Consider the following 1,596-nt stretch of genomic DNA (forward strand, 5'->3'; position numbering starts at 1 on the left):
GGTCTGATTGATATTCCTTTCTTTCCATATCTGCTAAAAAACCAGACAACTCATCACGAACCATTAAGAGACCACGGGGGTTTTCTTTTAACAATTCCCCAAGTTTTTCAACCGTGACATCATTGACAATCAGACGAGAGGCAGCAACATCATGGATATTATCTTTAGAGGGGCTTTCAGATAAAAAAGCACGGGCTGTTTGTAGATCTCCTTTTTTGAGCGCTTTATTGGCTTGTTTTTCTTTTTCTCGTTTGCTTAAATTTTCTAGTATCTCGTCAATTTTTTGTTGTTCTTTCTGTTTATTCCATTCTTTATACCATTCCTCTTGAAGGGTATACACGGGTTCCAAAGCTGCTTCTATAGTTGGTGTTTTCTTTGTTGAAGGTTGACCAACAATAGCCCCCCAGAGATTAGGGGTAACCCTCCAAGTATCATACTGTTTTGGAGCAATACGCACTCCATTACCAATGACGGCAGCCAAAGCACACAAAGCAGGGACAGCAATAAAATCAAGAGAAGATTGTTGAATATCAGCAACGTCATAAATATAGGTCCCTAAACTTAAAGGTACTTGAGCAGGATGAAAAGGTTCGACGGGTAAGAGAGCATTCTCAATCGGTTTTAATTCCCCCCAGCCATCTTGTTGCAAGGCGACTTCATAAGGAATGGCTTTTAAACAAGCATTATCGTTATCATTGACGGGGGTATTTTCATTGTTGTTTTGTAAATGATTTTCTTTCATAGTTCCCTCTTTTGAGAAAGTAATACATTATTAAAATCGGTTCCTTTTGGAGCTTGCATGATAAAGACCTCAAAGCCTTGGCTATAAGCACGCTTTGCAAGGGTGAAACCTGCTTTACGACCCGCATCATCGCCGTCCATTGCAATTGTCAGACGTCCTTTTATCGGGGGTAAATTCACACGCATCATGCCACTGGTGGAAAGGGACGCCCATAAATTCACGGGCTCTGATAACAACCCAGACAGAAGAGACAGCCCCGTTTCAATGCCTTCACAAATAACCAGATGTTTTGGATTGTCTTGGCTTAAATGCACAGCACCGCCCATAACAGATCCCAACATGGCTTTGGTTGGTTTGTGATCTGTTTTGCAGCCATTGGCTTTTAAAAAGGTTCTATGAATGGCAAAGGAACCAGCACCCTTAACAAGAACAACCAACGCGGGTAGTGTCCTTGCTAAGGGGTGATGGCATTTATCGTGAAAACGTAAATCAGCAGGCAATTCACATGTGATCCCCCGATTGCGTAAATAGGTTTCTGCTAAAGTATCTTTGATCGGTTGGCTTTGTTGCCAAATCTTTTTTGCTCTCTCTGCTTTCTGTTTTGAGAAAGAGAGCGTGTGATCATAAGCTTTATCAATAAAGGCTTGTTTCCCCAGCAAGCCAATTCTTCTAAGCGCTTGTATGATCTCTCTAAAAGAGCAGCCCGCATAACAAGTGAGTAAAAGACGCCCATCATGTCCATTGGCAAGGGATAAGCTAGGCAATTGATCATCATGGGCTGGACAACGGGCACTTCCATAATGCCCATACCAAACCCCACGCAAGGCATTTGTGATGCCCTGAGCATTCGTAAA

The 1,596-nt window shown here is 42.3% G+C and carries 2 protein-coding genes; both read right to left on the reverse strand.

Features of this window, described 5'->3' with window-relative positions; translation table 11 throughout:
- A partial coding sequence (locus tag PVV69_RS09810; RefSeq protein WP_273757349.1) for a DUF3987 domain-containing protein occupies positions 1-742 on the reverse strand: 742 nt, incomplete at its 3' end.
- Positions 739-1,596 (reverse strand): toprim domain-containing protein (locus PVV69_RS09815; RefSeq protein ID WP_273757350.1); only part of this gene is annotated, 858 nt, incomplete at its 5' end. The genes PVV69_RS09810 and PVV69_RS09815, both read right to left, overlap by 4 nt.

The organism is Bartonella sp. MM73XJBT (assembly GCF_028618465.1).
GTDB lineage: Bacteria > Pseudomonadota > Alphaproteobacteria > Rhizobiales > Rhizobiaceae > Bartonella.